This window comes from Bordetella tumulicola, from assembly GCF_054779135.1.
On sequence record NZ_BAAGYU010000009.1, the window covers coordinates 100,033 to 125,812 of the forward strand.

A 25,780-nucleotide genomic window follows, 5' to 3' on the forward strand; every position below is an offset into this window, starting at 1 on the left:
TTGTCCTAGGAAGCAGCGGTGGGGCTCAAACCCGCACCACGATATTGCCGAATTCGTCTACACGTGCCGATTGGCCGGGGGCGATGACGGTTGTCGAACTCATCTCCTCGAATACCGCTGGGCCTTCAAAACTAGCGCCAGCACCCAATTGATCACGGTCGTATACGCTGGTTTCGCACCAGCCGATTGCCTGGCCGAAATGGATGAGACGATGTGAAATAGGTTCGGGGATGGCCTGCTCGGCTAAGCGACGTAACGGTGCTTTGGTGACTCGGCCGATGGCTTTGGTTCGGCAATTGATGATCTCAATGGCGCGATCGGGAACCTCATAGCCATATTCGCGCATGTGCGCTTTAGCAAAGCCGAGATGGAAGGCTTCAAACGTGGCCGTCTCGTGCGCGGGCAATGCGACCTGAACTTCAAAATTCTGCCCGACATAGCGTGCATCGATCACGACTTCGTAATCGCGGTTAGCCGTATCTACACCCTCTTGCTCGAGCCAGTTGTTGGCTTCGATGCGCAGTCGGTCCAGGCGAGCGAGCACGCGTGACCATCTATCAGGCTCGATGATGGCGATTTCACTTTCGACAAAATCGAAAGAAACGTCCGTCAACAGGATGCCACGTGCACATAATGTGCCGGGCTCTTGAGGGATGATGACAGTGGGTACACCACACTCACGTGCGACATCTAGCGCATGCAGGGGGCCCGCGCCGCCGAACGCGCAGAGGGCAAACTTCGAGAGTTCGTGACCGCGCTCCGTGGATACCGAGCGAATGGCACGAGCCATGTTGGCATTGGCGATGCGGATGATGCCTTCGGCTGCCGCCTCTACGCTCAGTTCCAATGGCTCGGCGATACGGCGGGCGATGACCTCGCGCGCGGCAGCCGCGTCGACTTTCATGCGCCCCTTAAGCAGGGTGAGCGGGTTCAGGCGTTGTAGCGTGAGCATCGCGTCAGTAATGGTGGGCTCGGTACCGCCACGCGCGTAGCCAACCGGTCCGGGTGCGGCGCCTGCGCTATGGGGACCTACTTTCAGGGAGCCGGCCTCGTCGATCCAGGCAATGCTGCCACCCCCCGCACCAATCACATGGATGTCCACCATCGGCGTTTTCACGGGGTAGCCCGCCACGGAACGGCTGGATGTGAATGCCGGGCGTCCTCCCACAATCAGGGAAACGTCGGTGCTGGTGCCGCCCACATCAAAGGTGACCACATTGGGAAAGCCCACGGTGCGGCCCAGCACCGCCGTGCCTACCACGCCAGCCGCGGGGCCGGACAGACAGGTGCGTACGGGAAACTGGCGTACCGTTTGCACCGACATGAGACCGCCATTGGAATGGATCGTATGGGGCTCGTGACGGATGCCAATGTCGGCGACGCGCTCCAAAAATCGTTGCAGATAACGCTCCATCCGAGGTCCCACTGCGGCATTGAGCGTCGTGGTGGACAGACGCTCGTACTCCCGGAATTCGGGCAGTACATCGCTGGACAGACTGATATAGACATCAGGCAGTATCTCGCGCACGATGTCACGGGCGCGGCGCTCGTGATCGGGATTGCGGTACGCGTGCAGAAAGCAGATCGCGACCGCTTGTACGCCGGCGGTACGCAGGACCTCAGCGGCGGTACGTACGGCGGTTTCGTCCAAGGGCTCAAGGATTTCGCCTTGCGGCGAGATGCGCTCAGGAACCTCCTGACGTAAGGCGCGACGCACGAGCGGCGTGGGGCGCGTCACACTATAGTCGTAAAGATGGGGGCGAATTTGTCTAGCGATTTCGAGTACGTCGCGAAAGCCACGAGTGGTAATCAGCCCGCAAGATGCGACTTTTCGTTCAATGATGAGATTGGTCGCCACCGTCGTACCATGGCCGATATGCTCGATCTGGTCCGACTCTAGGCTATGTTTATCCATGAGACCCGCGATGCCTTGATGAATGGCTTCCGATGGATCGTGCGGTGTCGACGGGACCTTGAAGAAGGCGACCTCGCCGGTTTGGCTATTCACCAGCGTGAAGTCGGTGAACGTGCCTCCGACGTCTATACCGATTCTATACATGCTTTGAGTCCTTACTACGACAACTAAAGAGGACTTGATGGTAGAAGTCGAGGGGAGCCAAGAGAATAGGGTGCGGCTTATGACGTCATATGCAAGGCTTATGCTGGATCTGTGCGCGTACAAAAGCTTTTGTGTACTTGTCCTCTGAGGCGGGACGGGTTATTACGCCCATGCTACGCATAGGCGTAATAACCCGTATCTGTCTTACTGACTCGGCAGGTTTCTGGTGAGCCGCATGGTTATCGCCCTACGGCATACGCCTGCATTAACCGGGCTGTCGCCGCGGCATGCAACAAACCATCCTCATCGCGCGACGCGGCAGTCAACCGTCCGGTTGACCATTCAGGTTCTTCCTCGATGACGTGGCCACGTTCTCGCAGCGCTGCGATGACATCCGCGCCGAACGAAGTCTCCACGGCCAGATGCCCCGGTTTACGATCACGCGGATAGAACGATGACGGAAAGTGCATCGTGTGCGACATGGGCTGATCAATGGCTTCTTGCAAGTTCAAGTCATGATGGACATGACGCAGGAACATCAAGAGTTGCCACTGTTCTTGTTGATCTCCCCCTGGCGTGCCGAACACCATATAGGGTTTGCCGTCTCGCAAGGCCAGCGACGGCGTCAATGTCGTGCGGGGGCGTTTGCCCGGGGCCAGCGTGCCGGGCAAATCCGGCTCCAGCCAAAACATTTGCGCGCGCGTGTTCAGTGGGAATCCCAGCTCCGGAATGACTGGCGATGATTGGAACCAGCCACCCGATGGCGTGGCCGACACCATGTTTCCCCAACGATCAATCACATCGACATGCGTCGTGTCGCCGCGTTTGACCGAGGCTTGCATGTCAGCCAGTGTGGGTTCACTGCTTGGCGAGCCCACGGGGGTGATCTTGGACAGGCGGGACAAGACCGCCATGACCCGATTCACCTGTGCGTCGAAGCCGGGAACATGTCCTGGCCGCAGTTCGTGCGAGGCCATTTTCCCGATCAACATGCGACGTTCATCGTTATAAGCATCCGACAGCAGGTGCCCTAGTGGGACATCTACAAAAGACGGGTCGCCGTAATAGGCCTCGCGATCCGCAAAGGCCAGTTTCATGGCTTCGGTCACGAGATGAACGAACTCGGTGCTATTCGGGCCGGTTTGCCGCAGGTCGAGTCCTTTGAGCAGCGCCAGAGTCTGCAAAAATACCGGCCCCTGACTCCAGGCGCCCGCCTTGGCAACGGTATAGCCGTGATAGTCATAGGTCGCCGGCGCGTCGTAGCTGGCCGACCAGCTCGCCATGTCCTGCGCGGTCAGGACGCCACGATGCGGCGTGCCGCTTTCGTCCATGACGTCATGGTTGCGCGTGTACTGGTCGATCGCCTCCGCGACAAAGCCGCGATAAAACGCATTGCGTGCCGCATCAATCTGGCGTTCTCGGTCATTGCCCGCGGCCTCGGCTTCGCGCAATATGCGTCGCCAGGTTTCTGCCAAACGAGGATTGCGAAAGCCCTTGCGCGCTTGAGGCACGACGCCGCCAGGCAGGTACACCTCTGCCGTCGTGGGCCAGTGCGTGGTGAAAAAATCCTTCAAGCGCGTGATCGTATTGGCGATGCGTGGCATGAGGGGATGCCCCTGGTCGGCATAGTAAATCGCCGGCTCCAGCACATCGCGCACGCTCAGCGTGCCGTGGTCGCGCAGCATCAGCATCCAGGCATCGAAAGCACCGGGAATGACCGCGGGTAGCAGGCCATTGCCGGGAATCAGGCTCAGGCCTAGCGACTGATAATGCGCGAGCGTCGCGCCTGCCGGTGTCGGACCTTGGCCGCACAGTACCTCGGTACGTCCCGTGCGAACTGAATGAAAAATCACAGGGACTTCGCCGGCGGGTCCGACCAGATGGGGCTCGACGACTTGCAGGACAAAGCCTGCGGCGACGGCGGCATCAAACGCGTTGCCCCCGCGTTCCAGTAATGACATCCCGGCGCTGCTGGCGAGCCAGTGCGTCGACGTCACCACCCCAAATGATCCCATGATCTCGGGGCGGGTGGTGAACATGCGGTAGCCAGAATCGATGCTCATTTGGTTGCGATCTTCACGTTTTTCAGACGGATCAGACCGTCAGGGTAGGGGATGAAGCCTTGTACCTTGGCTTGCGTACCAAAGATCCAGGGCAGGTAGAACAGATAAATACGGGGATCGTCTTCCTGCATCTTTTGCATGGCCTGCGCATACAACTCGCGGCGTTTGGCTTCGTCGGCCACGCTGCGCGCGTCGTCCATCAGTTTGTCCATTTGTGCGTCGCAGTACTTGCCATCGTTCAAGCTGCCTTTGCAGGTGATGTACTGGTAGATGTTGCCACTGGGATCGACGCGACCGGACCAGCCCGTTTGTCCAACCTCGAAGTCGCCTTGTGGCAATGCGGATTGCAGTGAGGCAAATTCCAGGGGCTTGAGCGAGATGTCAAAGCCAGCCTCGGCCCCCATGGCTTGCACCAGCTCAAAAACTTGCTGCATGGTGGTGTTGTTGCCAAAGGTCAATTCAAATTTGACGCGGTCGTACCCGGCTTGGTTTAGTAACTCTTGTGCTTTCTTTGGGTCGCGGCCGGTACGCTCTATGCTCTTGTCGTAGGCAAAGCTGGCGGGCGGAAACGGCTGATAAGCCGGTTGAAACATGCCTTCGCCGACGACCTGGTTGATGACGTCGCGATCAATGGCCAGATCCAGCGCCTGCCGCACCCGTTTGTCTTTGGCTAACGGATTGTTGGCGCGCGCACCGTTGGCAATATTGATCGAGATGGCCTGATAACCCAGGCCTGTTACCGGCGCCAGTCGCAAGTTCGTATCTGATTTCACTGCTTGAGTATCGCTGGGTGCGATACGTTCGACGATATCCAGCCCCCCCGAGCGCAGATTATTCAGGCGTACGGTGGTGTCAGGCATCGGCGTGAAGACGACCTGATCAAAATGATAATTGTCTTTGTCCCAGTACTTGTCGAAGCGATCGAGCACGATTCGGTCGTTCTGGACACGCTCCTTGAACCTGTAGGGCCCCGAGCAAACGGGATTGCGGCCGGGTTCTTTATCAAACGTCGCCGGCGACAACATCATGCCCGCGCGATCAGAGAGCTGCGATAGCAGCGAGGCATCGCGTTGTTTCAGGCGCAGCACGACTGTACGCGCGTCGGGCGCCTCTACGCTGGCGACCGAGACGAGTTCGCTCTTGCGGTTGCTGTCGGGCAGTGTCATGGCGCGATCCAGATTCGCCTTGACCGATGCGGCATCGATGGGCGTGCCGTCATGATAGAAAGCACCGTTGCGCAGCGTAAACGTCAGCGTCAAACCATCATCGCTGGTTTTCCATGACTCGGCCAATTGCGGCACGATTTTCAGATCGGGGGAAATATCGACGAGTTTGTCGCACAGGGACGCAAACACAATACGACCGACAAATGTACGGGCGCGGACCGGGTCCAGTACGTCGGGATCATCTTGGAGCCCAATGCGCATCGTGGTTTGAGCGGTGGCGGCAGTGCTGGCAAACAAGCCGGCGGCGACCAGGGCGAGACAGAGGCTACGCATGGAAAGTCCTTTATTGAGTGATACCAACAGGACGCCGAATCGAGTGAGTCTGTACCCAGTCGTGGCGATGTCGTGAATGAGAAGATTCTACTTCTGACGGGGGGGGCAAGCGGCCATTGTGCGATACCGTCTCCCCATGCTCTGCAATCAACTCGGTCATCGATTATTTCTTTATTCGGTAATAAATGGCCTTACGGCTGCGGGCGACGGTATTGTTTTCTAATTGGGAAATTATTGACATTTGATCGTTTTTGCTCTAAAAATTTCCTTATTCGGAAATTTTCCCAAAAGAAACTATGGCACGTTCGCTGTCGGTACCCGGAGCTCGGCCTAGCCCGCAAGTCAATGACTTGCGGGCGCTTGGCACACTCATTCGCCACCGTCGGCTAACGCTGGCTCTGCGGATTGACGATGCGGCGCACGCGTGTGGTGTTGCGCCCAGTGTGCTGTCACGCTTGGAAAATGGTGGCGCTGTCGGTACGGATCGCCTGCTTCGCATTCTGGCTGGGTTGGGGTTGACGATGGCAGTGGCCACGAACGATGAAACGGTACTCCTGCCGCCCGACGGTCGAGCGGAAAGTTTCCAATCGTGGTCTGACGCGGTGAGTTATTTCAAATCGTACCCGTCCCCTATCCGGGGGGGTAAACCATGACGCAGCACATCCTCCACGTCTGTACACAGGACAGCCCGGTAGGGCAACTCACGTTCGACCCACTCGAGAACCGCTACGGTTTTCGCTATTATCCATCTTGGATGGCATCTCGAGATAGGTTCTACTTGTCTCCTGCTATTGCGCTAGATCGTGAGCCGGACAACCCAGGGTCTGTGCAACGCTTCCTCGGGAATCTTCTACCCGAAGGTCGCGTTTTAGACATCATCTCAGCTACCGAGCAGATTTCTAAGAGCAATATTTTTGGGCTGATTCGGGCATTGGGCAAAGAACCCGTAGGCGCCTTTAGTTTCATGGCACTCGATGCTGACGAGGAACAATTGACGCGCGAAATCCGGGCGCAGCAGCAAGAGGCAGTACGTCGTCCTGTCTGCGATGACGAGTTGAGTGATCGTATAAGAAAACGTGATCTGATGCCATTTCCTATTTGGGACGGCAAGGTCAGGCTATCCCTGGCAGGCTATCAGGACAAACTGCAGGTGTTGGTCGAAGGTGACAGTCTCTCGCTGGTAGATGGCTCGCTGAACTCATCTCATCTTCTCAAGCCGGAGTCACTAAATCCCAATACTCCTCATCTAGTGGCCAATGAGCATTTCTGCATGACACTGGCGCGGCTGATGACGCTGCCCGTCGCACCAGTCAGTATTCGGCGCATCCCGGACCCTATCTTGCTCATAGAGCGATTCGACCGGAAAATCGTGTGGAACGAGGACAGGCCGAATACGGCGAAAGCAGTCTTGCGGCAGCATGTTATCGATGGATGTCAGGCAGTCGATCTGCCCGTCGACTACAAATATGAACGCAACTTCGGCAGCAATCGGGATGTGCGGAATATCCGGGAGGGCGTCAGCTTTGCTCGCCTATTCGCTTTACTGGACAAAACCACTGCCGATAGCAAGATGGTGGTGAGTGCTGGCGCCGAGGCACGCCAGTTTATGCTGCGCTGGGCTGTGCTGAACTTGTTGCTCGGCAATAGCGACGCGCACGGAAAGAATCTTTCATTTTTTGTCCGGCCCTCCGGCCTCGCGCCTGCACCGCTTTACGATCTGGTCTCTGTCTGCACGTATGATGAGAAATCCATCTCTCATGAGTTAGCGATGGCCTATGGGGACGATTTTCGGATCGAGGACATCATGCCTTTTTCCCTGGCAGATTTTGCTTATAGGACCAATACGCCTGCCTTGCAGCTGGTGCGCGAGATTCGGCGTCTCGCGTCTTCTGCAATGCGCTTGGCACCGCAGCTTGCCAAGTCTGACGTCTATGTTGGCGAGGAATGTGATTTGGTGCAAAGAATTTCCGAGTTCATCGTAAATCAAGCGAAGCGTCTGATGGCCATAGCGCAGGAAATTCCGAAGGTCAATACGGCGTTGTTGCGTGAGTGACCAGCCCATGCGAGTCCAGGTATTTTCAGCTCCATTTGGATGCTTGAGTTCCGTACCCGCACACGGCGTCCCGCAAGGGGCGCCGTTTTTGGGTGACCAGGCGCTCGCGCTGTAGTGAAAAAAGACTGAGCTCAGCCTGGGCGATCAGATCACAACATATTCAACGGCAGTTTCAGGTAACGAACGCCATTGTCTTCCGGTGGGGGTAATCGCCCGCCTTGCATGTTGACCTGAATGGACGGAATCAGTAGTTTGGGCATAGACAGTGTGGCGTCGCGTTTTTCACGCATCGCTACGAATGTCTGTTCGTCGATGCCCTCATGGGCGTGGATGTTTGCGCCGCGCTGCGCCGCTATGGTGGTTTCCCAGACGTACTCGTCCCGTCCCGGCGCTTTGTAGTCGTGGCAGACAAAGACGCGGGTGGCATCGGGTAGCGCGAGAAGGCGTTGGATCGATCGATAAAGCGTCGTGGCGTCTCCGCCGGGGAAATCACAACGCGCAGTCCCGTAGTCCGGCATGAACAGGGTGTCGCCGGTGAAGACGGCATCGCCGATCACATAGGCCATGCATGCGGGTGTATGGCCGGGGACGTGCAAAGCGATGCCTTGCAGGCCACCAATTTCGAACGTGCCTCCGTCCTCGAATAACAGGTCAAACTGCCGGCCATCGCGAGCGAACTCGGACCCCGCGTTGAAGATTTTGCCGAACACATTTTGTACCGTGATGATGTGTTTCCCGATGGCCAGTCGACCTCCCAGCTGTTCGACAAGCAGGGGTGCGGCGGAGAGATGGTCCGCGTGGGCATGCGTCTCTAGCACCCACTGCGTTTGCAGAGCGTGCGCCGTGACATAGTCGGCGATTCGCGTGGCAGACGTCTCGGTCGTGCGACCGCTGGCATAGTCGAAGTCGAGCACACTGTCGATGATCGCGCAGGCATTGCCGCCTGGGTCGCGCACAATGTGGCTGGCGGTGTAGGTATCGGGATCAAAAAAAGAATGGATCTCCGGGCGCGGTATCTCACCACGCAGCGTACGCTGTACGATCGCAGTTGCGATATCCAGCGCGTCATCCAGGATTCGGGTCGTCATTTTTCTGCCCCCGCGAGTTGACGGATAGCCATTATTGCCTGATTTTGCCACCCTAACACCGAGATGTCCTCATGCAGTTCCCCCGCAGCGCCTCAACTAACGCAACGCCACTGGCCGGTATCGCCTGCGTGTCCGTGGGTATTCTGTTTTTGACCTGCAGTGATGCGCTGGCCAAGTGGGTCGGACAGTATTACAGCCCGGTACAGCTCCTGTTTCTACGCGCGGCGATCGCTTTTCCGGTGGTTTTCGTACTGGTCGTGGCGTTGGGCGGACGACGTGCGCTGCGGTCGCGTCATCTGGGACTGCATCTGGTGCGTGGCGCGATCAATATTATTTCGGCGTCGTTTTTCTATCTGAGTTTGCAATCGCTGCCTTTGGCCGAGGCAATCGCGATCGCATTTTCCGCGCCATTATTTGTCACGGCACTATCAGTGCTGGTATTAAAGGAGCGTGTGGACGGAGCTCGTTGGTTGGCGGTCGCGGCGGGTTTTGCCGGGGTGTTGGTGATTGTTCGCCCCGGTGCGGCCAGCTTTCAGGTGGCGGCGCTGCTGCCACTGGCGACGGCGGCGTTGTATGCCGTCATGATGTTGACCTCTCGAGCGATTGGGGCAGCCGAAAGCATGCTCACGACTACGTTGTATATCGTGGTCGGTCAACTGGTCTGCAGCGCGGTTGTGGTGCCCGCGTTCTGGACGCCGCCGCAGTGGTCTGATTGGCCGTACTTTGCGGGAATCGCGCTATTTAGCACGCTCGGCCTTACCTTTATTACGCAAGGTTTTCGCATCGGGCCGGCATCGGTGGTCGCCCCATTTGATTACACCGGATTGTTGTGGGCATCTTTGCTGGGTTGGATGGTGTGGCAAGATACCCCCGATGTCCACGACAGCCTCGGGGCGGCGTTCATCGTCGGCAGCGGGTTGTATATCGCGTGGCGTGAAACCCGGCCAATCAACAAGCGAAACGCTTAAATTGCTTCCTGCTGTTTTGCGTGTTCATCGGCTCTCAAAAAAGGTGCAGTATGGGTGTTCAGTCGTACTGTCGGTCAGTAAGCGCATAGTTTCCGCCAGCATGGTTTACTCACGCGCAGGGTCTCTGATCACTTTTGCCGTGCCTTGGGTTTGAATGTGCGCATATCTGTCGAGCTCTCGTTCCACGTCGACAGAAAAGGGAACCAGCTTGTCCTTCACTGCGCGGGCATTATCTTTAAGCGTGGCCGGATCGGGTAACGCTTCGCGGGTAGCCACGATAACGCGATTGCCTTGCCGCAGGTTGAAGAACGGCCCGAATACGTGAGCGTAGGTTGCCGACTCTTGTTCGTATAGGTCGCTGTTTGTGAACGTGTTCGCGACGACGACGCCATCGATTTTTAGAATGGCCTTGACATGCTCCAGAAACTCGACCGTCATCAAGTGCCGTGGAACGTAGTCGACATCAAAGGCATCCAGCAGAACCATGTCGTATTGTTGTCCTGTCCGATGGGCGTTTTCGATAAAAAGGCGCCCATCCTCCAGGAATAGCCGTTGCTTGGGGCCGGGACGATAGTCAAAGTACTCCTTGGCCACGCGTGCGACGCCAGGGTCGATTTCCGCGGTGTCGATGGTGGCTTCGGGCAGGAGCTTGGCTAATGTTTTTTGCAGGCTGGCGCCACCCAAACCGACGATGAGGATGTGCTGGGGCCTGGGATGGACGAACAACGCGCTGATCATCATGCGCGTGTAGGAAAATACCAAGGCATCAGGGTGCCGTATATCCATGCAGGTTTGTCGGCCCAGGTCGGTGACGGAATTGAAATTCAGGCAGCGTTCGCCATTGTCTTCGAAGACCAGGATTTTGCCGAAAGGCGATGGCTCGCTATGCAATAACCGGGGTTCGGCGTACACCGCTAGCGAGAGCAGCAGCGCAGCGAACCCGGTTATGAGGCGTGAGACGAGGAGGGGACAAGCGCTTGGCATGATAGGGTGTGACCAGGGGAATTCGTCTCATCATAAGACGCTTTGGGCGGTTGGCGATCCATCTCCTCATGCCGCGTGGCGAGATAGGCTCCTCGTGATGCCTATGCCGCTTTAGAACTGGTGGCGAATGCCGACACCTGCGGCCGTGCTCTTCAGACCGTCGATGAAGGCATAGTCTTTACCGTACGAACCATAGGCATACAGGTTGGTGCGCTTGGACAGATCGTAGGTGTAACCCACGCTCCATACGTTCATGGTGGAGTCACCTCCGGTCAGGCGATCATTGGACGGGTCCACCCGTTGCCACGAAGCAAACACGTTGCTGGCGCCGCCAATGGGCACGGTCGCGCCAACCATGTACGAATTGGCTTTGAAGCCGTCTACGAAGCGGTTCGAGCCCAACTCATTGCTGAACGGCGTGCCGGAGTCCAAGTCCTGCCCGGTGAACCAGCCGTCGGTGGTGCGGCCGTAGGCGGCTGCCAGTTTCAGGACTTCGAAATCGTACGTGATGCCGGCCGCATACTGGCGAGGTGTCGCGTCATTGTCGATGCTAGAACTGCTGTTGCTGCCGTTGAGTTGATCGTAAGTCAGGGTGACGTTCAGCGGACCATTCAGATAGCGCAGGCCAGCGGTGATGCCGCGGGTATTGTCGGCGGTACGAAAGCCGGTCTGGTCGCTGTTGTTGTCGTCAACGTTGAACGAATAGCCCACGCCCAGTTCAAACCCGCTCATCGATGGGGTGCGGTACATCACCATGTTGTCCCAACGTGTGGTGTTGGCAGCACTAAAGCCCAGGCCCAGGTTGGATTGGGTGTAGCTGGTATAGAAAGGATCGATGTCAGCCAGGTACTTGGAGGACATGTTGGTCTGACGGCCGAATTCCAGGCTGCCCCAGCTGTCGTTGGCCAAGCCGATGGTAGCCTGGCGGCCGAACAGTCGACCATTTTGTGCGCTGTTGCCGTCGCTTGAATCAAAGCCGCTTTCCACTTGGAAGATGGCTCGCAGACCATCACCCAGGTCTTCGGAGCCACGCAAACCCCAGCGCGAACCAGCCTGGATGCCGTTGATCATGCCGATGCGACTGCCGCTATAACCCGGTCCCTTGATCTTGTTGTAGCCGATACCGGTGTCGATGACACCATAGAGAGTGACCGACGTCTCTGCCTGGGCGGCGCCTGCGAAAGCTGCCAGCAGGGCCGTGGCGAGTAGCGTCTTTTTCTTCATAAGGGGATTCTCCGTTGAATTAGAAAACAGAGATGACGACGCAGAGCGGTCGGGCTGCTTTGCGAGTGATCTCTGGTGCGCCCATGGTAAAGCAAGGGGACTTACCGATTCTTTAAACAGCGGATTTTGCAGCTAAAAGTAGTCATCCCTCACGAATTGGAACGTGACGGCCGATGTTCAAGGGCAGACTCGACGGGTGCGCTGGGGACACGTCGGGTATCGCGGCGCGTCAGGCGCTGCACGATGAGATCGAGCACCAACATCACCAGCAGCGAGGCGCCTACCAGCGGAAAAATAACCCCGCCAATAATCATCAAGACCATCACACCGCGCAGTGCGCCGCGCGCGGCCGGCATGGGCGGAATGCCAAGACTGCCCGTCGGTCGCCGTTTCCACCACATCGCCGCCGCCGCGATGCTCATCAACACCATGGCGAGGCAAGCGGCAACCAGGATCAGTTGGTTGGCCAGGCCAAACTCTTGCCCCATGTGTACGTTGATGCCCCATTCCAGCGCCTTGCCCAAAGGGCCATAGTCGGCATAGCTCATGTCCAGCAGGGGTTGGCCGCTGTATTGATCCAGATGCACGACACGTTGACGGACGAGGTCGTTGGGATAGACCGACGCGGTGTAAACGCCTGTGGGGCTCTGCGGTACGTTGATGGCGTAGCCGGGCGCCAAGTCCAACCGGTTAAACGCACGGACCGCGGCATCTAGCCCGATAGGCTCGCCCATGGCGTGTGAGGGGGCAGATTCGGGCATGCGAGCTTGTTCTAGCGACCAGGAGGTCTGGCCCATGTGCGCGAGGTGCTCGTCGGACATGGGAAGGGCCACGCGCACGCCTGCGGGATAACCGAAGTTGTTACCGTTGGCCCATTGGTTGACCTTGGCGCCCCAGACCAGTGACCAGGGCATGCCGGTGACCGCCAGAAATAGAATAAAGAAGCCCGCGACCGCGCCGGTGACGGCGTGCGTATCGCGCCAGAACACGCGTTTGGCCGGTGTGCCGCGTATGCTGATCACGCCCTGTTTGCGTCCGCGTGGCCACCAGAGGTACAGGCCGGTCAGGACCAGTAGAACACTCCAGCCGGCGGCGATCTCGATGGCTCCATTGGCGATGGGGCCAAAGTAATCCAGGCTGTGCAGCCGGCGTATGGTCCACATGAGGGTACCGCGCTCGGGGAGCGCGCCCAGGACATGGCCATCGTAGGGGTTGACATAGACGCTCAGGCTGTCGCCCGTGTCGGGCTTGATGACCACCTGTGCGGCTTTATCGGGGGCGGCGGGTGGCAGGTATTTGGCCAGCGTGCCGGGGTAGGCTCGCTGGGCCGACTGCGTCAGGGCTGAAGGCGCTAACGTCGGCGTGGTGGCGACCTGCACTTGTTTCAGGTCGCGATACCAGGCGTTTTCGATTTCTTGGTGAAAAAGGTATAGCCCCCCGGTGATAGCTAGCAAAATCAGAAAGGGCAGTACCAGGAGGCCGGCATAGAAATGCCAACGCCAGACGGCGCGATAGGCGTCGACATGACGGATCGTGTCGGGAAGGGAGGGCATGGGAACTCTCGGCAGAAAGGGCTGGGCCATCGCCAGGAGCGATGGGGTGTCAAGCACTAACTGAGGTAGAGCGGCGGGGCGCGTGCACCGAGCGGTGCACTAAGGGCAGAAGCGGTGGCAAATGGGGGCGGGGCACGCGCGACGGCACGTCGCGTGACGGTGCTCGTGGGAATCAAGCCCTGCGGGGAGGATAGCAGAGGCAGCGCAGCCAGAGCGGCGCCCACCGCGCAGACGGCGGATTGCTCCGCGTGCTGAGCGTCTTGGTGCGGCGGGTGATGATCGTGGCCGGAGACGGACGGATCTGCTATCCAGATCGGGCCGGCTGCCGAACAGAGTTGGATGAGCGTCGTACTGGGATCGGATCCCGGCATGAATCCTTGCGGAACCAGTGCCTTTAACGCGAATACGCACAACGCCAACCAGATGGCGGCGCGGTAGCGTATCGATGTGAGGGCACGGTTGGCGGGACGCATAATGTTGTAATGTTACTCGTTACCCGTCTGTTGCGTGAATGCGCGCACCAGGTGCGCGATCTGGTCCAGTTCGTCTTGCGCGCCCGCTGTCCAGGGCGGCTGATCGAATGGGCTGTCGGTCGGGGCATTGTCGGTGGCGGCCCTGAAGTCGGCCAGGATTTCCAGGGCCAGTTCCGTCGCCTGCGGATTGCTGCGCGTCGAGAGTGCCAGGGCCAGTGCAACCGTCTGGCGCAGAGCAAGCAAGCGGCCGTCGAGTTCAGTTTCCATGGGATGCCTTTCGGAAAGTAAAAAAAGGGGTAAGGTGAAGGATCCGTCTATTTTACGGATGTGCAATGTTCTTGTAGTAGGGTAGAACGGTTGTGAGCGTAGTGGGCGATCGCGGTGCAGACGGTGTGCACGGTCGGCGATGCCCGATGCGCAGTGGGTTGATGAAATCCGTGTTTTTCTTATCTTTGATTCCTGAAAGGAGACCTGTCATGTCTATTGAAAAAATCGTTTACCGTGCTCATGCCAAAGCAACGGGTGGCCGCGATGGCCGCGCCGTGTCGTCGGACAATATTCTGGATGTCAAACTGGCCGTGCCGCGTGAAATGGGTGGCGCGGGCGGGGGCACGAATCCCGAGCAGCTCTTTGCCGCAGGCTATTCCGCTTGCTTTCTGGGGGCCATGAAGTTCGTGGCTAACCGCGACAAGATCGAGATCCCGTCGGACGTGTCGATTGACGGTACAGTCGGCATCGGCCAGATCCCAGACGGGTTCGGCATCGAGGTGGAACTCAAGATTTCCTTGCCCGGCATGGCCCGCGAGCAGGCCGAAGACCTGGTGCAACGGGCCCATATCGTGTGCCCGTACTCCAATGCCACCCGCAACAACATTGATGTCACGCTGACGGTGGTGTAAATAGTGGCCGTCGATGATCCCGTATTGCCGACGGCGCCCGTTGACGACCCGGAGCCGATCCCTCCCATCGCTCCGGAACCCTACGAGTGTTGTCAAAGCGGTTGTGATCCGTGCATTTACGATTTGTACAACGACGAAATGGACAAGTACCGCGAACAACTGCGCGCCTGGCGCGCGCGGCACTCGGCGGCTTGACGGTACGATAGACGTTTGCGGAGGCTTATGCGGGCACCCGCAGGAAAACCGATAAGGATGACATCATGATGAAAACGATGGCGGCGTCTGGTTTGACGGCTTTGGCATGCCTGATGGGGGCAATGGGGATGGCGCAAGCGCAGACTCAGGCTCAGACTCAGGAATACAGTTTCCCCTCGCACGAAAGCAGTTCTTCGCCGCCTTCCACTCTGCGCATTACCGAGCAGCCCGCTGCCGGCGCCGCGTCGTCGGGGGCGGTCCGTGATACGCCCGAAAGCCTGGATCAGTACAAGCGATGCCGCAGCAAGGCTGACCGCGAGGCGATCAGCAATGTGCAACTGCAGACCGAGGTTGCAGCCTGCTTGCGCGAGCTTGAGACGCGTCGTCAACAGTAACCCTTCGAATGCTAAGCTCCGGGACGCGACGCGATCCGTTTTCCCTTTGTTTACTTTTTGCCGCCCATGAATGCTTCTGATGATGTGCACCTGACCGAAACGCTGGTCGATAGTCAGTCTCTGTGTGAGGGGAGTTTTCTCAAGGCGCGTCGGGATACGGTACGCCTGCCTGACGGTGGTACGTCGACACGCGAGTACATCGTGCACCCGGGCGCCGTCGTGATTATTCCGCTGCTCGATGATGGCCGTGTCTTGATGGAGCGGCAGTTTCGTTATCCGGTGGGGCAGGTCATGACCGAGTTCCCGGCGGGTAAGCTCGATCCAGGTGAAGACCCGCTAGCTTGCGCGCAACGCGAGTTGCTCGAAGAAACCGGCTATACGGCCAGACAGTGGGCTCGTGCTGGCGTCATTCATTTGGCGATCGCTTATTCCACCGAGATTCTCCATATCTATTTTGCGCGAGACTTGGTGGCAGGGCCTGCTCAACTGGACCAGGACGAGTTCTTGGAGGTGTGCACCGCAACGCCTGACGAGCTGCTCGAGGCTTGCCGAGCGGGCGGCGTCACGGACGCCAAGACGCTGACATGTACGCTGTGGTTGCAAAATGTGCTGGCCGGACAATGGCCGCTGGATTGGCAGCATAATGTTGAACGCGCAAGACCTTGAGCGTCTGGTCACGCTGGAGATGCCATTCGGCAAATACAAGGGTCGGCTGATTGCCGATCTGCCGGGGCCGTATTTGGCGTGGTTTGCCCGCAAGGGGTTTCCGCCAGGTCAGATGGGCCGTTTACTGGCCTTGATGCACGAGTTGGATCACAACGGCCTGACAGGGTTGCTGCAGCCTTTGCGGCAACAGGCCGCGGGCGGCAAACCCCGTGTGCCGCTCAAGGCAACGGCGTGATGGTTTCGCAGGTGGCGGCGCGATCCGCCGCTTGGGCATCATCACCCAATAAAGCGCGCGTGCCGCACTCTGAACGGAACATACCCGCCGCGTCGTGCCCTACTTTCATGACGTGTTGTTGAACATGCATCAGTTTGATGGGCTGATTGCCGCGGTTGGCTAGCAGGTGGTCGTAGCGCAGATAGTCCTGCCCGCGCGACAACCGGGTTGCCCCCTGGGCCATGGCGCCGCAATGCTTGTCCAGCCCGCGCCCTTCGGGATTGTTATCAGCGCTGCCCAGCAAGTAGACCACGTCGCGGGCGGCGTAGCGTACGTAGAGGCTGGCCGAAGCGGGATCCTGTGCGTAGGGCGGGAGCTGCTGAGGCCCGTACGGATACTGGTTATAGGTGGGGCAGATGCCGCGCTCATAGGGCGCGTAGCCCGCGCGATTACGGCGCGGCCGTTCGTCGGTGAGATACAGATAGGAAGGCGCGTTGGCCACGACGTAACGCAGCCCGGATCCGTGGCGGCGCACCATGCCGTCCAGGTCATTTAACACGGCATAGCGTTGCAGCAATTGCGCGCCGCTGCCGTGCGCCGCCAGTACGATGTCGGTTAGCGCGGGCAGTTCTTGGCGGTCGGTGAGTCGCAGAACGATATCGTCCAGCACTTGAAAGGCGCTCATCGGTGCGGGCCGGTCCGCGGACTGCACACTTTCCCCGCCTGTTTCCCAACTGGCTTTGCGCCAGGCCGGAAACCCCGTAAAGGAAGCATCGATCGACGTCGGGAATTCCAGCGCCAGGATCAGCGTGTCGGCCTTGCGATCCGGGTCGCGGGTGACCAGGGGGGCGATATCTTGGTAGTGTTGTCCGGCCTTGCGCCGGGCGCTGGGCAACACCACGATGACGCGCCGGATGTCTTTCAGGCCGTCGGCCAGGTTGCGGTTGGCGTAGACCGGCATTCGGTAGCTTTGCCGGGTCGAGCCCAATATCAGCGCTTGCCAGTCGGGCAGGGGGCTGGGGGGTTTGGGCAGCGGCTCGTCGTAGTTATACGGCGGCGGCAGCGGTGTCTGGGCAACGACGTTAGCGGTGGGCAAGGACAGGGCCAGCGCCAGGCTGCCCGCGGCAACCTTCGGCAGGCGAGAGCCACCGACAAGGCGGCGTGAAGGGCGCGCCAGGCTCAGCAACTTTTTTGCCCCGCTATCTGATTCAGGGCGGGGATATCCAACAGGCGGACTTCCCGCTGGTGGGTACTGATCAGGTTTTCACGCGAAAGCCTCGAAAATACGCGACTGGTGGTTTCGAGGGTCAGGCCCAGATAGTTGCCGATTTCTTCGCGGCTCATGCGCAGCACGAATTCCGTCGACGAATAGCCCAGTGTGGCATAGCGCTCGGATAGGTTGAGCAAAAAGGCCGCGAGCCGTTGCTCGGAACGCATGCTGCCCAGTGAGGCCAGTACCTGGTATGACCGGCCGAGTTCACGGCTCATCAAGCGGCGCATCTGATGCTGTAATGAGGGCAAGTGGCTGGCGATGTGGTCGATTTGCGCGAGGCGGATGACGCAGACTTCGGAGTCTTCCATAGCCAGGGCGCTCGAGACATGTTGGCCTTCCATCATGCCGTCCAGGCCGATCATTTCCCCCGGCAGGTTAAAGCCGGTAATCTGTATACGACCGGCGGCGTCTTCGGTTTGGGTTTTGACGCTGCCGTAGCGCACGCTGTAGATGGCATCAAGCGGCTCTGTCGGGGAATACAGCGACGCGCCTTTGGGCAGGCGCAGGCGCTCCTCGACGAGGTCATCCAGTTGTTTGACATCGGCGGCCGCCATTCCGATGGGAACGCAAACATGACCGAGCACGCATGTCGAGCAGTTGGGTGATTCTGGCGACACAAGGACACGTTTTTGCATAAGGGTCAGGCTGGCCAGCGGCCAGATACGGTGAAACGATGACGGTGCACAACGACTGCTGGACTTGGTATTGTAGGCTTCGCGAACGAAGCGCTGATTTCCGGCCGGCTGCAATGGTCTGTACGGGATTATTCACGATGATTGTTACATACTGTACTGTCTCATCTTGAAAAAACCTCCTGGCGTCAGCATATGTAGGTCATCGAGCCCGCCGCGCATCTGTTTCGGTCAGGCTCCCCTCTAAGCCTAAATGACGACTGTTATGCGATTCGACAAACTTACTACGAAATTCCAGCAGGCATTGGCCGACGCGCAAAGCCTGGCCGCCCGCAATGATCATCCCTATATCGAGCCGGTACACGTGCTCTCGGCGCTGTTATCCGATACGGACAGCGGTGCGGGTAGCCTGCTGGCGCGCGCCGGCGTGGCGGTCAACCGTGTGACGGCCGCCCTGGAGGGCGCGCTGAAGTCGTTGCCGCAGGTGCAGGGCAATGACAACGTGCAAATCAGCCGCGATCTCCAAGCCGTGCTTACGCGTACGGACAAGGAAGCCGCTCGCCGTGGTGATACGTATATTGCCAGCGAGCTGTTTTTGTTGGCGCTGGCCGACGACAAAGGTCAGACGGGCACGATTCTGCGCGATGCGGGCCTGCAGAAAAAGGCCCTTGAGGCCGCCGTCGACGCCGTGCGCGGCGGCGAGAACGTGTCTGGCGCCGAAGGCGAGTCCAACCGTGAGGCCCTGGCCAAGTACACGATGGATCTGACCGAGCGTGCCCGAGAGGGCAAGCTGGATCCCGTAATCGGCCGCGACGATGAAATCCGCCGTACTATTCAGATCCTGCAGCGCCGCACCAAAAATAACCCCGTCTTGATTGGCGAGCCCGGTGTGGGCAAGACCGCCATCGTCGAGGGGTTGGCCCAACGTATTGTGAATGACGAGGTTCCCGAGACCCTGCGGGGCAAGCGGGTGCTGTCGCTGGATTTGGCGGCGCTGTTGGCCGGGGCCAAGTTCCGTGGCGAGTTCGAAGAGCGTCTGAAAGCCGTACTGAAAGAGCTTTCGCTCGACGATGGTCAAAACATCGTCTTTATCGATGAGCTACACACCATGGTGGGCGCGGGCAAGGCCGAAGGCGCCATGGATGCCGGCAATATGCTCAAGCCGGCCTTGGCGCGTGGCGAGCTGCATTGCATTGGCGCGACGACACTGGACGAATACCGCAAATACATCGAGAAAGATGCCGCGCTGGAGCGTCGTTTTCAAAAGGTGCTGGTCAACGAACCGGATGTCGAGTCGACCATCGCTATTTTGCGCGGTCTGCAAGAGCGCTACGAGATTCACCATGGCGTCGAGATTACCGACCCGGCCATCGTCGCGGCGGCCGAGTTGTCGCATCGCTACATCACGGACCGCTTTTTGCCCGACAAGGCCATCGACTTGATCGATGAGGCCGGTGCGCGCATCCGCATGGAGATCGACTCCAAGCCCGAGGTGATGGATCGCCTGGATCGCCGCATTATTCAGCTGAAAATCGAACGCGAAGCTGTGCGCAAGGAAACCGATGATGGTTCCAAGCGCCGTCTGGCCGCCATCGAAGAAGAGCTGGAAAAATTGCAACGCGAGTACAACGACTACGAGGAAATCTGGAAAGCGGAAAAGGCAGCCGTACAAGGCACGCAGGCAATCAAGGAAGAAATCGATCATGTGCGCGCCGAGATGGCAGAGCTGCAACGTAAGGGGCAGTTCGACAAGTTGGCTGAGCTGCAGTACGGCAAACTACCTGAGCTTGAGGCGCGTTTGAGCGCAGCGAACACGGCCGAGCAACAAGGCGAGCCATCGGATGCCAGTAAACCGCGTTTGTTACGCACGCAAGTGGGCGCCGAGGAAATCGCCGAGGTGGTGTCACGTGCAACGGGTATTCCTGTCGCCAAGATGATGCAGGGCGAACGTGAAAAGCTGCTGCAAATGGAAGACTATTTGCACAAGCGCGTGGTGGGCCAGGACGAGGCGGTACGGTTGGTGTCCGATGCGATCCGCCGTTCACGCGCCGGTCTGGCTGATCCCTCACGTCCCTATGGTTCATTCTTGTTCCTGGGCCCCACGGGCGTGGGCAAGACCGAGCTCACGCGTGCGTTGGCGGATTTCCTGTTCGACTCCGAAGAGCACCTGATTCGTATCGACATGAGTGAGTTCATGGAAAAGCACTCGGTCGCTCGCTTGATTGGTGCCCCCCCCGGATATGTGGGCTACGAAGAAGGTGGATATTTGACGGAAGCTGTCCGTCGCAAACCGTATAGCGTCATCTTGCTGGACGAGGTCGAAAAGGCGCATCCTGATGTGTTCAACGTGTTGTTGCAAGTGTTGGACGATGGCCGTTTGACCGATGGCCAGGGGCGTACCGTGGACTTTCGCAACACGGTGATCGTGATGACGTCCAACCTGGGTTCGCAACACATTCAGAGCATGGCTGGTCAGCCTTACGAGGTGATCAAGGAAGTGGTCTGGGACGAGTTGAAGCAGTCGTTCCGCCCCGAGTTTCTGAACCGTATCGACGAGGTCGTGGTGTTCCACGGGCTGGAGGCTCAGCATATTGAGTCGATCGCACGGATTCAGCTCAAACGCTTGGCGGATCGCCTGGAGCGTCAGGAAATGCGCCTGGAAGTCACCGACGCCGCGTTGACCGAGTTGGCTCGTGCCGGGTTTGATCCCGTGTTCGGTGCTAGACCCTTGAAGCGCGCGATCCAGCAACAGATCGAAAACCCGGTCGCCAAGCTGATTCTCGAAGGTGAGTTCGGGCCACGCGATGTGGTGCCAGTGGATTGGCAAGACGGCAAGTTCGTGTTTACACGGACGCTGCAATGATTGTTTAAATCGTTGTAGTGAAAAAGGGCAACGTGGTTTCGCGTTGCCCTTTTTTATTTCTTGCCGACTCCGCCACTGAGTTCGGCTGGTCTATGCTGAAGTCCGTCACAACCAAAATCAAACTGACCAAGTCCGCAGGTAGAAATGCGGCACATTCCCAGGTGCCCCTCGTAGTTGGTATTTATCGGTTAGTTATTTTGTTATGAAACCTCGAGTTCTGTCTGCAATCGCATTTTCCACTTTTGACATTGCGCTGGGATGTGGCGAACGCAGTATCAATATGCCGAGATGAAGATTGCCAATACCTACATCGATTTCTTTGAGTCCATATAATTTTATTTGATCGAGAAAACGCTTTGGCATCAGCCCGAGTCCGAGCCCTTGGCGTATAAGTCCCATTTGTAGTCCTGCATGCTCGATTTCGGCTGCAATGATCAGTGATTGTTTATTTTGAGCTAATTTACCAGTGAGGCAGCGCCGAGCATCACAAGGTTCTGGACTTAATATCCAGCCGAGTTGCGCATTTTCTTCTGCACCGGTAGCGAGATCGCTTGATCCCACCACAATCAATTCTTCTTCTCCTATCTGCTCAGCGTCATGGAAGCACGCCGTATCGGATAGGACAATGGCGGCATCAAGGCGTCCCCGTTTGTGTTGCTCGGCAAGTTCATCACTCCATCCGGATTTCAGACGAAGTGAGACGCGAGGAAATTGCGAAATGACCGCGGCGAAACTTTCTGCCAATCCTTCATGTGCGAGGCCATTGGCGAGGCCAAGCCGAAATACACCCTCAGGTTCGGGGGGCGCAGCAATGGCCTTCAGTTTTTCGAAAGACTCCAGTACCTCCTTGCCTCGGCTCAGAACCTCCTTCCCCATCGGCGTGAGTGTCGATGGCTTCTGCCGTCTATCTAATAGCTGAATTCCAAGCGTTTGCTCCAGCCTCTGGATCTGACGACTGACTGCGGGCTGCGTCAGTGGGATCCTTTGTGCCACCCTCTGGATGGAGCCTTCTTCAGCAAATAGGATGAATGTCCGTAATTCGTCAAACATGCATAACTCGCATAATTATGTATTTAATTATGCATTAGGATATTTTTTAGGGCAAGGCGATACTTTGGGTATCGAACTCACTGAGAGGTCTTGATGAAAGCGATCGTGCTTCAGAATAGCCCTGGTCTTAACAATCTCACGCTCGTGGAGCGGCCGATACCCACCCCGCGTCGACAGGAAATCCTTGTTCGCGTTGGCGCTACAGCGCTGAACTATCGTGATGTCGAGATTGCCAACGGAACCTATCACACTGCATTTAACTTGCCGCTTGTCCCTCTGTCGGATGGTGTCGGTGAGGTGGTAGCGGTTGGCGACGATGTCACGCGCTTTAAGGTTGGAGATCGGGTCTGCAGTACGTTCTGGCAACGTTGGGTGGGTGGCTCTTTCCGCATGGCGGAGGCGTCTTACCAGCGTGGCGGTCCGGTCGATGGGTTACTTGCCGAATATGCAGTGCTTGATGAGCAGGCAGCGGTTTTTACACCTAAGAATCTTACGGACGTGGAGGCCGCGACTTTGCCTTGTGCAGCCGTTACTGCGTGGCATGCTCTCGTGACGGAAGGGGCGATCAAGGCGGGTGATACGGTCTTAGTGCAAGGAACGGGGGGAGTTTCGCTCTTTGCGCTGCAGTTTGCTCATGCGAGCGGTGCTCGGGTCATTGTCACATCTAGCAGTGATGAAAAATTGACGCGTGCTGCAGCACTTGGCGCCTTTGTGGGAATAAATTACCGGAAAAGCCCTGAGTGGAGCGAGGCCGTTCTTGAGGTGACTGAAGGTCGTGGTGTTGACCACGTAATTGAAGTCGGCGGGCCACGCAGCTTTCAGCAATCACTGAAGGCATGTGCAAGACGTGGTCAAATCAACGTTATTGGTTATCTTGGCGGGAAAGAAGGAAGCATCAATCCACTTGACATTTTTACAAGGCAGATTGTGGTTAGAGGCATTCCGGTTGGTTCACGTGAATCATTTGAGGCGATGAATCGCGCGATTGAAGCAAATGACCTACATCCGGTGATCGATCGTACTTTCCCTTGGACTGATGTTGCAGGAGCAATTCGTTATTTAGAAGCCGGGGCTCATTTTGGGAAAATCGGTTTGATTCACAACTAAGTCAACTACGTGTGACATCGATAAGTGCTCGTAGCATCGCGGCGGTGCCTGTCAGTGGTCTTAGTACACGTCGCGTCGGTATCGGTTGTCGTGACGTAACGTGGCTAATCCTTGTACACCGATGATATCGGTCAACGCTTCATCGACGCCCTGGGCCATGCCTTGCAGGCTGCCGCACACGTAGATGCTGGCGCCGGCTTGAACCCAATCCCGTACAGCACCGCTTGCCTCGAGCAAGTGGTGCTGTACGTACTTTCGGGACGGGGTATCGCGTGAAAAGATCGCGTCCAGGTGTTGGAGTTTGCCGGCGTTCGACCAGCCTTCGATTTCCTCGCGGTGAAACCAGTCATGCGCCGCGTTCCGTTCTCCAAAGATCAGCCAATTGCGATGATGGCCGGCGGCGATGCGAGCCTTGAGCAGGGCGCGCAACCCGGCCAGGCCAGTGCCATTGCCGATCAGCAGCAAGGGACGGTCATCGGCGGGCAGATGAAAATTGCTATTGGTACGCAGTCGCAGATCGATGACATCGCCCGGTTGCGCGAGGTATGTGAGCCAGCCGCTGCCCAGGCCCAGGCGGCCATCGTCATGGTGCATTTGCCGCACCAGCAGATGAACGGCGCCATCGGTGGGTACAGAAGAGATGGAGTATTCGCGGTGAGGCAGCAGCGTGCCGCCGCGTGCGTCCCGTGGGCCGATCTCGGCAATATCGCCGGCCTGCCACAGCGCATCGGTGCCGTCGGGCGGGGTCAGGATCAGGTGAAAGCACGGGTCGCCCTGACTACCTGGGTTGAGCAAGGTGCGCTGCGTGAGCCGCCACGGGCGATAGCTGGGCGTTTCCCAGTCGGGCAGGTTACTGCGGCCAGTGAGCAGACCGAGATGGTGTTGCCAGTGCCGCAGGGCCGCCGAGTCGGCGTTGTCGGCCTCGACCCGGTCAAAGAGCGGCGTGGCGCCACAATCGCGCAGCCAAGTGTCGAGTTCGCGGCCAAAACCGCAGAAATGCGGGTATTCGCTGTCGCCCAGCGCGAGTACCGCGTAATTCAGGCCTTCAAGCGCGTCTGCCCCACGGGTTGTCATGAGCGTGTCCACGAAAGCGGCCGCGCTGTCAGGTGGGTCTCCCTCGCCGTAGGTGCTGGCAACGATCAGCAGGCTGGGATAGGTGCGTAACAGGGGCAAGTTCAACTGTCCCAGGGCAGCGATGCGTGTTGGCAGGCCGCCCTGGCGCAGGGCCTCGGCGGTCTGATGGGCCAGTGCCTCGGCCTGTCCGGTTTGGCTGGCGTGGGCGACCAGGATGGTTCGGTTTGTGATCGGCGCTGCCAGATCGCGGACCGCCTGATTTTGTTGCGCGTGACGTTGGCGGGTCTGGCGCCATGCCCATAGGCACAGCAGTAGCCAGGCGGCAATGAGGCAGCAGGCACACAGCAGGCGATGGGTGGGGGAAAGGGACATGACGATAGGGACCGCTGCGCTATTGGTTGGCCGATGCCGCAAACGCGGCAAAGGCTTCGCTGGCGGCCAGGCGCAGGTGCTGCCCATCGCGCAAGATGAACAGCACCGCCAAGCCGTGGCGGCGCGCATAGTCCAGGCCATCGCGTTCGCCCAATACCGTCAGGGCCGTTGCCAGCGCGTCGGCTTGCATGCAGTGTGCGTGAATGACGGTTACCGACGCCACGCCATTGATGATGGGGCGTCCCGTGCGCGGATCCAGTGTGTGCGCGTATCGGCGTGTGTCACTGTCGCGATAGCGTCGATAGTCTCCCGATGTGGCGATACTGCGATCCGACAGGATCAATGACAGGGCGTGATCGTCGGTGCCGTCGGGGACCTCGATCGCGACGCGCCAGGGATGTCCGTCCGGGCGTTGGCCACGGGCACGAAGTTCTCCCCCGACTTCCATGAGGTAGTCCTCGATACCTAGCGCGTTCAGGGCCTGGGCGGCCAGATCCACCCCGTAGCCCTTGGCGATGGCGGACAAATCCAGATAGGCGCCGCCAGGTTGCCAGGCGCGTCCGGTTGCGTTGTCCAGCCGGATACGCTCCCAGCCGCAGCGTTGCTGCAACGTCCGGATGGTGTCCTCGGAGGGAGGCTCGCTGGCGTAGGGCGGTGGTCCGAATCCCCAGGCGTTGACGAGTGGGCCGATGGTCGGGTCATAGGCGCCCCGCGTGTCGGCGGCCAGTTGCAAGGCGTGCCGCAGAACATAGAGACACTCCTCAGGTAACGAGACCCAACCCGATGATGTCGATCGGTTGTAGCGCGACAGGTCAGATGTTTCGTCCCAGGTACTCATTTGCGCGACGACTTTGTCCAGGGCCTGCTGGATGGCGTCGCGGGCAGCGTCCGCTGTCATCTGAGCGGGCAGCGCCAACCGCACCGACCACGTGGTCCCCATCGTGGCGCCCGCCAGCGCCACGGGGGTCGTGAGGCAGGCGGACGCGCGTTCTCCGGCGGGATAGCCGGAGAACGTGACTCGATAGCCTGGGGGCGCGACGGGCGTAAGGGCCCGCTTGGCTGCCATGAGATCTACC

At 58.7% G+C, this 25,780-nt stretch carries 24 protein-coding genes; 10 read left to right on the forward strand and 14 right to left on the reverse strand.

Annotated features, from left to right (window positions below):
* Positions 1–25 precede the first annotated feature (25 nt).
* The 3 genes from ACYVDM_RS16845 to ACYVDM_RS16855 all read right to left on the reverse strand — a co-directional run bounded on the left by ACYVDM_RS16845 (position 26) and on the right by ACYVDM_RS16855 (position 5,621).
* Positions 26–2,059 (reverse strand): hydantoinase/oxoprolinase family protein, encoded by a 2,034-nt coding sequence (locus ACYVDM_RS16845; protein WP_415793212.1) that lies wholly within the window; start codon positions 2,057–2,059, stop codon positions 26–28.
* Positions 2,060–2,298: 239 nt separating this feature from the next.
* The gene (locus ACYVDM_RS16850; RefSeq protein ID WP_415793266.1) at positions 2,299–4,098 is read right to left on the reverse strand and encodes a gamma-glutamyltransferase family protein; all 1,800 of its coding nucleotides are present in this window, start codon (positions 4,096–4,098) and stop codon (positions 2,299–2,301) included.
* A 20-nt stretch (positions 4,099–4,118) separates the two neighbouring features.
* Positions 4,119–5,621, reverse strand: coding sequence for an ABC transporter substrate-binding protein (locus ACYVDM_RS16855; RefSeq protein ID WP_415793211.1), 1,503 nt, complete (start codon positions 5,619–5,621; stop codon positions 4,119–4,121).
* A 296-nt stretch (positions 5,622–5,917) separates the two neighbouring features.
* On the opposite strand from ACYVDM_RS16855, the gene ACYVDM_RS16860 reads away from it, so the two are divergent.
* Both ACYVDM_RS16860 and ACYVDM_RS16865 read left to right on the forward strand, forming a co-directional pair.
* Entirely contained in the window at positions 5,918–6,274 is a 357-nt protein-coding gene (locus tag ACYVDM_RS16860) for a helix-turn-helix domain-containing protein (RefSeq protein WP_415793210.1), read from the forward strand.
* On the forward strand, positions 6,271–7,674 hold the full coding sequence (locus ACYVDM_RS16865) for a HipA domain-containing protein (protein ID WP_415793209.1): 1,404 nt from the start codon (positions 6,271–6,273) through the stop codon (positions 7,672–7,674). Before ACYVDM_RS16860 ends, ACYVDM_RS16865 begins: the two co-directional genes overlap by 4 nt.
* 149 nt (positions 7,675–7,823) lie before the next feature.
* Here the strand turns inward: ACYVDM_RS16865 and ACYVDM_RS16870 are convergent, their stop codons facing one another.
* Entirely contained in the window at positions 7,824–8,762 is a 939-nt protein-coding gene (locus tag ACYVDM_RS16870; protein ID WP_415793208.1) for an MBL fold metallo-hydrolase, read from the reverse strand.
* Between the two features lie 71 nt (positions 8,763–8,833).
* Between ACYVDM_RS16870 and ACYVDM_RS16875 the strand changes: the two genes are divergently transcribed.
* Positions 8,834–9,730, forward strand: coding sequence for a DMT family transporter (locus ACYVDM_RS16875; protein ID WP_415793207.1), 897 nt, complete (start codon positions 8,834–8,836; stop codon positions 9,728–9,730).
* Between the two features lie 105 nt (positions 9,731–9,835).
* Here the strand turns inward: ACYVDM_RS16875 and ACYVDM_RS16880 are convergent, their stop codons facing one another.
* The 5 genes from ACYVDM_RS16880 to ACYVDM_RS16900 all read right to left on the reverse strand — a co-directional run bounded on the left by ACYVDM_RS16880 (position 9,836) and on the right by ACYVDM_RS16900 (position 14,231).
* Positions 9,836–10,714, reverse strand: a complete 879-nt coding sequence (locus ACYVDM_RS16880; RefSeq protein ID WP_415793206.1) for a spermidine synthase — start codon at positions 10,712–10,714, stop codon at positions 9,836–9,838.
* A gap of 111 nt (positions 10,715–10,825) precedes the next feature.
* Complete coding sequence (locus ACYVDM_RS16885) at positions 10,826–11,938, reverse strand: porin (RefSeq protein ID WP_415793205.1); 1,113 nt, start codon at positions 11,936–11,938, stop codon at positions 10,826–10,828.
* Between the two features lie 149 nt (positions 11,939–12,087).
* Entirely contained in the window at positions 12,088–13,491 is a 1,404-nt protein-coding gene (locus ACYVDM_RS16890) for a PepSY-associated TM helix domain-containing protein (protein WP_415793203.1), read from the reverse strand.
* Positions 13,492–13,547: 56 nt separating this feature from the next.
* Complete coding sequence (locus ACYVDM_RS16895) at positions 13,548–13,964, reverse strand: DUF2946 family protein (protein ID WP_415793201.1); 417 nt, start codon at positions 13,962–13,964, stop codon at positions 13,548–13,550.
* 12 nt (positions 13,965–13,976) lie between these two features.
* Entirely contained in the window at positions 13,977–14,231 is a 255-nt protein-coding gene (locus ACYVDM_RS16900) for a hypothetical protein (protein WP_415793200.1), read from the reverse strand.
* A 209-nt stretch (positions 14,232–14,440) separates the two neighbouring features.
* Between ACYVDM_RS16900 and ACYVDM_RS16905 the strand changes: the two genes are divergently transcribed.
* The 5 genes from ACYVDM_RS16905 to ACYVDM_RS16925 all read left to right on the forward strand — a co-directional run bounded on the left by ACYVDM_RS16905 (position 14,441) and on the right by ACYVDM_RS16925 (position 16,354).
* Entirely contained in the window at positions 14,441–14,863 is a 423-nt protein-coding gene (locus tag ACYVDM_RS16905) for an organic hydroperoxide resistance protein (protein WP_415793199.1), read from the forward strand.
* Between the two features lie 3 nt (positions 14,864–14,866).
* Entirely contained in the window at positions 14,867–15,058 is a 192-nt protein-coding gene (locus ACYVDM_RS16910; protein ID WP_415793198.1) for an oxidoreductase-like domain-containing protein, read from the forward strand.
* Between the two features lie 68 nt (positions 15,059–15,126).
* The gene (locus ACYVDM_RS16915; protein ID WP_415793265.1) at positions 15,127–15,453 is read left to right on the forward strand and encodes a hypothetical protein; all 327 of its coding nucleotides are present in this window, start codon (positions 15,127–15,129) and stop codon (positions 15,451–15,453) included.
* A 66-nt stretch (positions 15,454–15,519) separates the two neighbouring features.
* A complete protein-coding gene (locus ACYVDM_RS16920; RefSeq protein ID WP_415793197.1) occupies positions 15,520–16,119 on the forward strand; it encodes an NUDIX domain-containing protein in 600 nt (199 codons plus the stop codon).
* Complete coding sequence (locus ACYVDM_RS16925) at positions 16,100–16,354, forward strand: DUF3820 family protein (RefSeq protein WP_415793264.1); 255 nt, start codon at positions 16,100–16,102, stop codon at positions 16,352–16,354. The genes ACYVDM_RS16920 and ACYVDM_RS16925 overlap by 20 nt, the downstream gene beginning before the upstream one ends.
* On the opposite strand, the gene ACYVDM_RS16930 is transcribed toward ACYVDM_RS16925, so the two are convergent.
* Together ACYVDM_RS16930 and ACYVDM_RS16935 are read right to left on the reverse strand one after the other, a co-directional pair.
* On the reverse strand, positions 16,338–17,516 hold the full coding sequence (locus ACYVDM_RS16930) for a hypothetical protein (protein ID WP_415793263.1): 1,179 nt from the start codon (positions 17,514–17,516) through the stop codon (positions 16,338–16,340). The genes ACYVDM_RS16925 and ACYVDM_RS16930 overlap by 17 nt on opposite strands.
* Entirely contained in the window at positions 17,513–18,241 is a 729-nt protein-coding gene (locus tag ACYVDM_RS16935; protein ID WP_415793196.1) for a helix-turn-helix domain-containing protein, read from the reverse strand. The genes ACYVDM_RS16930 and ACYVDM_RS16935 overlap by 4 nt, the downstream gene beginning before the upstream one ends.
* A 262-nt stretch (positions 18,242–18,503) precedes the next feature.
* On the opposite strand from ACYVDM_RS16935, the gene clpB reads away from it, so the two are divergent.
* Positions 18,504–21,101 carry an ATP-dependent chaperone ClpB gene (gene clpB, locus ACYVDM_RS16940; RefSeq protein ID WP_415793195.1) on the forward strand — a complete coding sequence of 866 codons (2,598 nt, stop codon included), beginning with the start codon at positions 18,504–18,506 and terminating at the stop codon, positions 21,099–21,101.
* 192 nt (positions 21,102–21,293) lie between these two features.
* Here clpB and ACYVDM_RS16945 read toward each other — a convergent pair whose 3' ends face one another.
* Positions 21,294–22,151 carry a LysR family transcriptional regulator gene (locus tag ACYVDM_RS16945; RefSeq protein WP_415793194.1) on the reverse strand — a complete coding sequence of 286 codons (858 nt, stop codon included), beginning with the start codon at positions 22,149–22,151 and terminating at the stop codon, positions 21,294–21,296.
* 93 nt (positions 22,152–22,244) lie between these two features.
* On the opposite strand from ACYVDM_RS16945, the gene ACYVDM_RS16950 reads away from it, so the two are divergent.
* On the forward strand, positions 22,245–23,258 hold the full coding sequence (locus tag ACYVDM_RS16950) for a zinc-dependent alcohol dehydrogenase family protein (protein ID WP_415793193.1): 1,014 nt from the start codon (positions 22,245–22,247) through the stop codon (positions 23,256–23,258).
* A 60-nt stretch (positions 23,259–23,318) separates the two neighbouring features.
* On the opposite strand, the gene ACYVDM_RS16955 is transcribed toward ACYVDM_RS16950, so the two are convergent.
* Both ACYVDM_RS16955 and ACYVDM_RS16960 read right to left on the reverse strand, forming a co-directional pair.
* Positions 23,319–24,704, reverse strand: coding sequence for a sulfite reductase subunit alpha (locus tag ACYVDM_RS16955; protein WP_415793192.1), 1,386 nt, complete (start codon positions 24,702–24,704; stop codon positions 23,319–23,321).
* Between the two features lie 19 nt (positions 24,705–24,723).
* The gene (locus ACYVDM_RS16960; protein WP_460475430.1) at positions 24,724–25,770 is read right to left on the reverse strand and encodes an FAD:protein FMN transferase; all 1,047 of its coding nucleotides are present in this window, start codon (positions 25,768–25,770) and stop codon (positions 24,724–24,726) included.
* Between the last annotated feature and the right edge of the window lie 10 nt (positions 25,771–25,780).

Coding starts and splice junctions, on each gene's coding strand:
- ACYVDM_RS16960 (WP_460475430.1), bottom strand. CDS start 25,770: ATGGCAGCCAAGCGGGCCCTTACGCCCGTCGCGCCCCCAGGCTATCGA.
- ACYVDM_RS16945 (WP_415793194.1), bottom strand. CDS start 22,151: ATGTTTGACGAATTACGGACATTCATCCTATTTGCTGAAGAAGGCTCC.
- ACYVDM_RS16955 (WP_415793192.1), bottom strand. CDS start 24,704: ATGTCCCTTTCCCCCACCCATCGCCTGCTGTGTGCCTGCTGCCTCATT.
- ACYVDM_RS16875 (WP_415793207.1), top strand. CDS start 8,834: ATGCAGTTCCCCCGCAGCGCCTCAACTAACGCAACGCCACTGGCCGGT.
- ACYVDM_RS16845 (WP_415793212.1), bottom strand. CDS start 2,059: ATGTATAGAATCGGTATAGACGTCGGAGGCACGTTCACCGACTTCACG.
- ACYVDM_RS16855 (WP_415793211.1), bottom strand. CDS start 5,621: ATGCGTAGCCTCTGTCTCGCCCTGGTCGCCGCCGGCTTGTTTGCCAGC.
- ACYVDM_RS16890 (WP_415793203.1), bottom strand. CDS start 13,491: ATGCCCTCCCTTCCCGACACGATCCGTCATGTCGACGCCTATCGCGCC.
- ACYVDM_RS16850 (WP_415793266.1), bottom strand. CDS start 4,098: ATGTTCACCACCCGCCCCGAGATCATGGGATCATTTGGGGTGGTGACG.
- ACYVDM_RS16870 (WP_415793208.1), bottom strand. CDS start 8,762: ATGACGACCCGAATCCTGGATGACGCGCTGGATATCGCAACTGCGATC.
- ACYVDM_RS16950 (WP_415793193.1), top strand. CDS start 22,245: ATGAAAGCGATCGTGCTTCAGAATAGCCCTGGTCTTAACAATCTCACG.
- ACYVDM_RS16920 (WP_415793197.1), top strand. CDS start 15,520: ATGAATGCTTCTGATGATGTGCACCTGACCGAAACGCTGGTCGATAGT.
- ACYVDM_RS16865 (WP_415793209.1), top strand. CDS start 6,271: ATGACGCAGCACATCCTCCACGTCTGTACACAGGACAGCCCGGTAGGG.
- ACYVDM_RS16915 (WP_415793265.1), top strand. CDS start 15,127: ATGAAAACGATGGCGGCGTCTGGTTTGACGGCTTTGGCATGCCTGATG.
- ACYVDM_RS16885 (WP_415793205.1), bottom strand. CDS start 11,938: ATGAAGAAAAAGACGCTACTCGCCACGGCCCTGCTGGCAGCTTTCGCA.
- ACYVDM_RS16880 (WP_415793206.1), bottom strand. CDS start 10,714: ATGCCAAGCGCTTGTCCCCTCCTCGTCTCACGCCTCATAACCGGGTTC.
- ACYVDM_RS16935 (WP_415793196.1), bottom strand. CDS start 18,241: ATGCAAAAACGTGTCCTTGTGTCGCCAGAATCACCCAACTGCTCGACA.
- ACYVDM_RS16860 (WP_415793210.1), top strand. CDS start 5,918: ATGGCACGTTCGCTGTCGGTACCCGGAGCTCGGCCTAGCCCGCAAGTC.
- ACYVDM_RS16900 (WP_415793200.1), bottom strand. CDS start 14,231: ATGGAAACTGAACTCGACGGCCGCTTGCTTGCTCTGCGCCAGACGGTT.
- clpB (WP_415793195.1), top strand. CDS start 18,504: ATGCGATTCGACAAACTTACTACGAAATTCCAGCAGGCATTGGCCGAC.
- ACYVDM_RS16895 (WP_415793201.1), bottom strand. CDS start 13,964: ATGCGTCCCGCCAACCGTGCCCTCACATCGATACGCTACCGCGCCGCC.
- ACYVDM_RS16905 (WP_415793199.1), top strand. CDS start 14,441: ATGTCTATTGAAAAAATCGTTTACCGTGCTCATGCCAAAGCAACGGGT.